Source organism: Burkholderia sp. Cy-637 (assembly GCF_011753175.1).
In the GTDB taxonomy this organism is placed as follows: domain Bacteria; phylum Pseudomonadota; class Gammaproteobacteria; order Burkholderiales; family Burkholderiaceae; genus Burkholderia; species Burkholderia gladioli.
In genome coordinates, this window is the sequence record NZ_VWWC01000240.1 from 1 (window position 1) to 8,182 (window position 8,182).

General features: G+C 72.3%; 5 protein-coding genes. All 5 read left to right on the forward strand.

Features of this window, described 5'->3' with window-relative positions; translation table 11 throughout:
• Nucleotides 1-651: type VI secretion system-associated FHA domain protein TagH (tagH, locus tag F3J10_RS32945; RefSeq protein WP_167243839.1), on the forward strand; the 651-nt coding region annotated here is incomplete at its 5' end.
• A 68-nt stretch (nt 652-719) separates the two neighbouring features.
• Nucleotides 720-2,057, forward strand: coding sequence for a type VI secretion system baseplate subunit TssK (tssK, locus tag F3J10_RS32950; RefSeq protein ID WP_013689209.1), 1,338 nt, complete (start codon nt 720-722; stop codon nt 2,055-2,057).
• Entirely contained in the window at nt 2,054-3,463 is a 1,410-nt protein-coding gene (gene icmH, locus F3J10_RS32955) for a type IVB secretion system protein IcmH/DotU (protein ID WP_167243840.1), read from the forward strand. The genes tssK and icmH overlap by 4 nt, the downstream gene beginning before the upstream one ends.
• Nucleotides 3,464-3,467: 4 nt before the next feature.
• Nucleotides 3,468-7,064: a type VI secretion system membrane subunit TssM gene (tssM, locus tag F3J10_RS32960; RefSeq protein WP_167243841.1), complete on the forward strand. Its 3,597-nt coding sequence runs from the start codon at nt 3,468-3,470 to the stop codon at nt 7,062-7,064.
• The coding region (gene tagF, locus F3J10_RS36460) for a type VI secretion system-associated protein TagF (protein WP_240155783.1) at nt 7,061-8,182 on the forward strand (1,122 nt) is incomplete at its 3' end. The genes tssM and tagF, both read left to right, overlap by 4 nt.

An 8,182-nucleotide genomic window follows, 5' to 3' on the forward strand; every position in this document is an offset into this window, starting at 1 on the left:
TCCCCGGCTGCCGACGCCGCGCCGTCCGCGCGTGCCCCGGTCACCGCCGTGGAATCGGCGGCGCCGGTGGCGCGGCCCGTGGCCTTCGGCGCGGCCGAAGCCTCGCCCCGCTCGCAGACGGCATCGCCCGCCGAACCGGCCAGCGCCGAACTCACGGCGATGTTCGAGATCGCCGTCGACGCGATGATGGACGTGCTGCGCGCGCGCGCCGAGCTGAAGAACAGCTTCCGCCTGCCGGCCACGCTGATCCAGCGCTCCGAGAACAACCCGCTGAAGTTCGCGCCCACCGCGCGCGAGGCCGTGCGTCGCCTGCTCGCGCCGCCCGACAACGGCTTCCTGGCCGGCAGCGCGGCGCTGGCCGACGCGGCCGACGACATCCGCAACCACCAGATGGCGATGCTGGCCGGCGTGCGCTCGGCCTTCGAGTCCCTGCTCGCGCAGTTCGACCCGGCGCGCATCGAGCAGGAGTCCGAAGGCGGCGGGCGGCGGCTCTCGCTGGGCGGCAACCGCCCGCGCCACTGGGAGCGCTACAAGGAGCAGTTCGAGGCGCTCACGCGCAATCCCGACGAATGCTTCCGGCGCCTGTTCGGCGACGAATTCGCGCGCGCCTACGAGGAACAACTGGCGCGCCTGAAGCAGCGCCGCCCCTGAGACGAACCGGTTTGCCGCCGCGCTACGCGACGCGCCCGACATGAAGAACTCTTGATCGACGATCCGATATGACCCAGAGCAATAAAGTGGTATGGAGCGAGGGCCTGTTCCTGCGGCCCCAGCACATGCAGCAGCAGGAGCGCTACCTGGAGCGCTACGTGGAGCTGCGCGCCGGCGCGCTGCGTCCGCACGCGTGGGGCTTCCAGGAGCTCGAGCTGGAGAGCGACCTGCTCGCGATCGGCAAGCTCGGCATCAAACGCGCGCGCGGCGTGTTCCCCGACGGCACGCCGTTCGCGATGCCCGGCGACGATCCGCTGCCGCCGCCGCTCGACATCGAATCGAACTGGCGCGACCAGGTGGTGCACCTGACCTTGCCGCTGCGCTCGGCCACCCAGCCCGACAGCGCCTGGCCCGGCGCCGATGGCGACCAGTTGTATCGCTACCGGGTGCGCGAAGCCGAGGTGCGCGACGCCTCGGGCAGCATGGAAGGGCTGACCGCGCTGGAGGTGGCCGGCATGAGCGCGCGCCTGGTGCCCGACGCGCAGCCCACCGAGGGCCTGATGCGGATCCCGGTGGCGCGCGTGGTGGAGTGCCGTGCCGATCGCCGCGTGGTGCTCGACGAGGGCTTCATGCCCAGCGCGCTGAACACCGAGGCGGCCGCGCGGCTGGTGACCTTCCTCTCCGAGCTGCTGGGCCTGCTGCACCAGCGCGGCGAGGCGCTGGCCGGGCGCGTGGCCGAGACCGATCGCGGCGGTGCGGCCGAGATCGCCGACTTCCTGATGCTGCAGGTGATCAACCGCTACCAGCCGCTGGTGGCGCACCTGGCCGCCGCGCCGCTCTTGCATCCCGAGGCGCTCTACCAGTTGCTGATCGAGCTGGCCGGCGAGCTGGCCACCTTCACGGCGCCGGGCAAGCGCGCGCAGGCCTTCCCGCCGTATCGCCACGAGATGCTGCGCGAGAGCTTCGAGCCGGTGATCGTGGCGCTGCGCATCGCGCTGAGCGCGGTGCTCGAGCAGAGCGCCGTGCCGATCCCGCTGCAGCAGCGCAAGTACGGCGTGTGGGTGGGCGTGGTGCCCGACCTCACGCTGCTCGACACGGCAACCTTCGTGCTGGCCGCCAAGGCCGACATGAAGGCCGAGGACATGCGCCGGCAGTTGCCGACGCAGTCGAAGATCGGCCCGGTCGAGAAGATCCGCGACCTGGTCAACCTGCAACTGCCCGGCATCGGCGTCTCGCCGATGGCCGTCGCGCCGCGCCAGCTTCCCTACACCTCCGGCTTCCTCTACTTCGAATGCGATCGCAATTCGTCGATGTGGCGGATGCTGAAGACCTCGGGCGGCATCGCCATGCACTTCGGCAGCGGCTTCGCGGGCCTCGACCTGCAATTCTGGGCGGTGCGCACATGAGCGAAGACAATCGCAGGGACGATCGCGCGCCGCGCGTCGACGCCACCGTGCTGCGCCCGCAAGGCAGCAGCGGCTCGGGTTCCGGCTCCGACGACGCGACCCGCATCATGGCGCCGCGCGCGGCCGGCGCCGATGCCGGCGCGACGGTGATCTCCGGCGGCGCTTATGCGGCGGCGGGCGGGCAGGGCGGCGCGCGTTCCGCCCCGCGCCCCGCGCTGCGCGCCGAGCTCGGCGACTTCATGAGCGGCGTGGCCAATCCGCTGGTGCGCGCGGCCAATCCGCTGCTGCTGCTGACCGTGCAGCTTCGCCACAGCGTCGCGCCGCCGGCCGACGTGGCGCGCCTGCGCGAGCAGGCGGTGGCCCAGGTGCACAGCTTCGAGAGCTACGCGCAGGGCGCGGGCATCAACACCCAGACCATCATGGCCGCGCGCTACGTGCTGTGCACCATGCTCGACGAGGCCGTCAACAACGCCCCCTGGGGCGAGCTGAGCGGCTGGGCGCAGAAGACCCTGCTGGTCACCTTCCACGGCGAGACCTACGGCGGCGCGAAGTTCTTCCAGATCCTCGATCGCCTGAGCGTGGACTTCTCGCGCCATCTCGACCTGATCGAGCTGATGTACATCTGCCTGGCGCTCGGCTTCGGCGGGCGCTACCTGGTCGAGCCGGGCGGCCTGGGGCGCCTGGCCGACATCCAGGACGACCTGTATCGCCGCATCCGCGGCCTGCGCGAGGCGCCGGCCGCCGAGCTCGCGCCGCACTGGCGCGGCGTCGAGGATCGCCGCAATCCGGTGATGCGCCACGTGCCGCTGTGGGTGGCGATGGCCGCCGCCGCGGTGATCCTGCTGGCCAGCTTCCTCTACTTCTTCACGCGCCTGAACGGCCTGGTGGAACCGGTCAGCGCGCAGCTTGCCGCGATCGGCCTGCAGAACGTGCCGCCGCCGCAGGCCAACGCCGCGCCCAAGCCGGCCGGCAAGAGCTTGAAGTCGCTGCTCGCGCCGCTCGAGCAGGCCGGCGCGCTGGCCGTCGACGAGCAGCCCGACGGCCGTGCCACGGTGCGCCTGGCCGCGGGCCTGCTGTTCCCCTCGGGCGGCGCCGACATCGCGCCGGCCGAGATGCCGCTGCTGCGCCAGGTGGCGGCCGCGCTGAACCAGGTGAAGGGCCGCGTGATCGTGGTCGGCCATACCGACGACCAGCCGATCCGCTCGCTGAAGTTCAAGGACAACTTCGCGCTGTCGACGGCGCGCGCCCAGAACACGCTGGCGATCCTGGCCCAGGGCCTGGACGATCCGCGCCGCCTGGAAGCGAACGGTGCCGGCTCCTCGCAGCCGATCGCCACGCCGCCGAGCCTGCCGGAGAACCGGGCGCGCAATCGCCGCGTGGAAATCCTCTACATCCCGGAGAACTGAACCCATGAACCTGCTGAAAACCTGGGTGCGGTCCCGGTGGTTCGCCTCGGCGGTCGGCCTCGCGCTGATCGCCGTGCTGATCTGGCTCGGCGGCCCCTATCTCGGCCTCGGCGATCGCCAGCCGCTGGCCAGCCCCGCCGCGCGCCTGGCGCTGATCCTCGCGCTGGTGCTGGCCTGGCTGGTGGTGCTGCTGGTGCTGCAATGGCGCGCCCAGCGCAAGACCGCGCGCCTGTCCGGCGAGCTGGCCGGGCAGGAGGCCAAGCTGGCCGCCGAGGAGCCGGGCAGCGCCGAGCGCGCCGCCTTGCAGCAGCGCTTTCGCGAGGCGATCGACACGCTGCGCCGCACGCGCCGCAACGGCCGCAATCTCTACGCGCTGCCCTGGTACGTGGTGATCGGGCCGCCGGGCTCGGGCAAGAGCACCCTGCTGCAGAATTCCGGGCTCGATTTCCCGCTGTCCGAGCGCTTCGGCAACAAGGCGCTGCGCGGCATCGGCGGCACGCGCGACTGCGACTGGTGGTTCACCGACGAGGCCGTGTTCCTCGACACCGCCGGGCGCTACACCACGCAGGATTCCGATGCGGCCGCCGACGCCTCGGCCTGGCAGGCCTTCCTGACCCTGCTGCGCCGCTATCGCCGCCGCCGGCCGCTGAACGGCGTGATCGTGACGATGAGCGTGTCGGACCTGCTGAGCTTCGACGAGACCGCGCGCCAGCAGCACATGCGCGCGGTGCGCCGGCGCCTGGACGAACTCACGCAATACCTGAAGGTGCCGGTGCCGGTCTACCTGGTGTTCACCAAGAGCGACCTGGTGGCGGGCTTCGGCGAGTTCTTCGACGACCTCGGCCCCGAGCTGCGCGCCCAGGTCTGGGGCATGACCTTCCCGCTCGAGGCCAGCCTCGACGGCAGCGCCTGCAGCCGCTTCGCGGGCGAGTACGACCTGCTGCTGGAGCGCCTCAACACGCGCCTGATCGAGCGCCTGCACGCCGAGCGCGATCGCGGCCGGCGCGCCGCCGTGCTGAGCTTCCCGCAGCAGCTCGGCGCGTTCCGCGAGATCGCGCGGCAGTTCGTGGAAGGCACCTTCGGGCGCAACGAATACGGCACGCCGCCGCTGCTGCGCGGCGCCTACCTCAGCTCGGGCACGCAGGAAGGCGCGCCGATCGATCGCATGCTCGGCGCAGTGGCGCGCACCTTCGGCGTCGATGCCGCGCGCGTGCAGCCCGGCACCAGCCAGCGCCGCACCTTCTTCGTCGAGCGCCTGCTCAAGGAGGTGCTGTTCCGCGAATCGGGCCTGGCCGGCACCAACCCGCGCCTGGAGCGCCAGAAGCTGCTGGTCCAGATCGCCGCCTATGCCGGCATCACCCTGTTCACGGTGCTGATGGTGGCCGGCTTCGCCACCAGCTACGCGCGCAACCGCGCCTACGTGGCCGAGGTGCAGGACAGCCTGAAGGACCTGCCCGGCGCCGACACGCTGGCCGGGCAGCCCGACCTGCGCAGCTATTTCGCGCGCGCGCTGGCGCGGCTGGAGGTGATCTCGGACACGCAGGATTCGGCGGGCCGCTATCGCGATCATGTGCCTTTGCTGATGCGCTTCGGGCTGTTCCAGGGCCGGGCGCTCTATGCGCAGGCGCATGGCGCCTACCTGCGCGAGCTCGACGGCACCCTGCTGCCCGGCGTCGGCCTGCGTTTCCGCGAAGGGCTGACCGACAGCGCCAACGATCCGCAGACGCTGTACGGCTACCTGAAGGGCTACCTGATGCTCGGCGAGCCGCAGCACCTGGTGCCCGACGAACTGGCCGCGCTGGCGCGCCAGGAATGGCAGCGCCTGTTCCCCGACGATCCGGCGATCCGCAAGGAGCTCGACAAGCACTTCACGGCGCGCGTCGAGGATCCGCAGAAGCCGCGCGCGCTGTCGCTCGACAGCGGCCTGGTGGACCAGGCCCGCGCCACGCTGAAGACGGCCGACCTCGCCACCCTGATCTACGGCAGCGTCAAGCTCGACGCCGATCGCTCCGGCGTCTCGCCGGTGCGGCTCGACGAATCGCTGGGCCTGCTCGGCAACGTGTTCCGCCGCAAGAGCGGCACGCCGCTCGCGCAGCCGCTGCCGGTGCTGTTCACGCGGCCGTATTTCGCCTACGAGGTGAACGGCGGGCTGGATCGCTCGGTGGACGGCTTCGTCAAGGACTACTGGGTGTTCGACACGGGACGCGTCGATCCGCTGGCGCGCTCGCGTTACGCGCAGCAGGTGCTCACGCTCTACGAGCAGGATTACATCCGCAACTGGGACGGCCTGCTCGGCGATCTGCAACTGCAGCCGGTGGTCAGCATCCAGGACGCCAGCGCGCTGGCCGCGAAGCTGTCGGGGCCGAGCTCGCCGCTCAAGGCGCTGCTGAACCTGGTGCGCGACAACACCAGCGACCTGCTGCGCAGCGGCCCGGCCGGCGCCAACGGCGCAAGCGGCGTGGCGGGCGTATCGGGCACCGAGGTGGGCGACCAGGCCAAGACCATCGGCGAGAACATCGCCGCGCGCCGCGCGCTGAACACCAGGCTGGCCGGCGAGCTGCGCACGGCCGGCGCGCCGCTGCCCTACGGCGTGACGCTGGCCTCGCGCAACAACGGCGGCGGCCAGGACGCGGGCAGCCAGCCGGGCGCGGCGATCGAGGCGCATTTCGCGCAGATCGACCAGCTGAGCCTGGGCTCGCCCGGCGCCACGCCGCTCGATCACACGATCGGCGTGCTCGACCAGCTCGGCAAGACCCTGCTGACCATGAACGACCTCAGCGACCCGAGCGCGCAGAACAACCCGGCCCTGCTGTCGGCGCGCCAGGAAGCGCAGCAACTGCCGCCGCAGGTGGCGGGGCTGATCTCGGGCCTGACCGGCAAGAGCGCCGACCTGGTGGCCAGCGGCGGCAGCGCCGCGCTGGCCGACCAGTTCCGCGCGGCGGCCGGCAACGACTGCGCGAGCTTCGTCGACGGTCGCTACCCGTTCGCCTCGGGCGGCGCCACCGACATCCCCCTGCAGAACTTCACCGAGCTGTTCGGCGGCGGCGGGCGCTTCGACGCCTTCTTCAAGTCGGCGCTGGCCGCGCGCGTCGACACCGGCGGCAGCGCCTGGCGCTGGAAGCCGAACATGCCGCCGGGCCCGAACGGCGTGCTGGCCGGCGCGCAACTGGCCGACGAGATCCGCCAGCTCTACTTCGGCGGTGGCGCCCAGGTGCATGTGGGCTTCACCCTGCTCGCGCCGCAGTTCGACACCGCGATCGCGCGCGTGGTGGTGGAGGTGGACGGCCAGAAGTACGACTTCACCGCCAATGCCGCCAGCGTGGCCTCCAGCTCGATGAGCTGGCCCGGCCCGCAGCCCGGCCATGTGGTGATCAGCGCCTTCGACGGCTCGAACCACCCGGTCGGCACGCCCTACAAGTTCGACGGCGACTGGTCGCTGTTCCATGCGCTCGACGCGGGGCGCCTGCAGAAGGAGGGCGAGCTGCGCTTCACGGCCAGCTACGACTTCGCCGGCCATCCCGTGAAGCTGATGATCCAGCCCGCCAGCCTGCGCAATCCCTTCCTCAATGACGCGGTGCGTCGCTTCAGGTGCCCGCGATGAGCGGCGGCGTGGGGTTCTACGGCAAGCTGCCGGGCGCCGGCGATTTCGTGAAGCGGCGCCTGCCGGTCGATTTCATCGAGGCCTGGGATCGGCATTTCCAGCGCGCGGTCGAGACCGGCCGGCGTGAGCTCGGCGAACGCTGGGGCGAGGCCTGGCGCAACGGCCCGGCCTGGCGCTTCGTGCTGCCGCCGCAGGTGTGCGGCAGCGGCGCCTGGTGCGGCCTGACCGGGCCCGCGGTCGACCGGCTCGGCCGCGCCTTCCCGATGGTGCTGGCCGCGCCCTGCACGGGCGACGTGGCGCGCATCCTCGGCAACAGCGACTGGTTCGACGCGCTCGAACGCGTCTGGCGCCAGGCGCAGCGCGAGGCCGCCAGCGTCGAGACCTTCGACGCGCGGGTGGCCGTGCTGCCGCGGCCGCTGGCCGAGGCGGGCGATCTCTCGGCGCTGTGGCGCGGGCTGCCCTGGGACAGCGGGCAATGGCGGCTCGACATGTCGGGCGCGGCCGCCGCCGGCGTGATGCTGACCGAGGCCTGGCGCCAGCTGTGCCTGCGCCCCGGGCCCTGGTGCCTGTGGTGGACCGGCAACGCCACGCGCCTGTTCGCGACGCGCGGCCTGCCGCGCAGCTACGCGGCGCTGCTCGATGCGGCGGCGCCGGGCGAGGCCGCAAGCGTGGCTCGCACGGGGGGCGGGATTGCCGACGACATCGTCGATGCGTTCGGTGCTGCGCCGGGGCTGGCGAATGCCGCCGCCGCCGAAGCCTGGGCGCCGACGGCACCCGCGGCGCCGGTCGCGGTTGCGCCCGCGACGATCCACGAGGACTGGCTCGACGATGACGACGCCACCGTCGAGAGGGTCCGGCCGGCTGCCTTGCGGCAGCTTGGCTTGCCGCGCGCGCATGCCGAAGCGCCGGCCGATGGTTTGATCGGCGCGCAGGCGATCGAGGCGCCGTTCGCCGCGGATGCGGGACCGGGCACGGCGGCCCTGCTCGATGTCGAGCATGGCGCCGAGCACGGTGCCGACAGCGCCGCGATCTGGCTCGACGACGGCCGCACCCTGGTGCTCAGCGCCGACGACATGCCGCCCGACGGCGCGCGTCGCCTGGCGGCGCGGAAGATCCGC

Bases quoted from the DNA above. Each gene is read 5' to 3' on its own strand.
- tssK (WP_013689209.1), top strand. From the start codon at position 720: ATGACCCAGAGCAATAAAGTGGTATGGAGCGAGGGCCTGTTCCTGCGG.
- tssM (WP_167243841.1), top strand. From the start codon at position 3,468: ATGAACCTGCTGAAAACCTGGGTGCGGTCCCGGTGGTTCGCCTCGGCG.
- icmH (WP_167243840.1), top strand. From the start codon at position 2,054: ATGAGCGAAGACAATCGCAGGGACGATCGCGCGCCGCGCGTCGACGCC.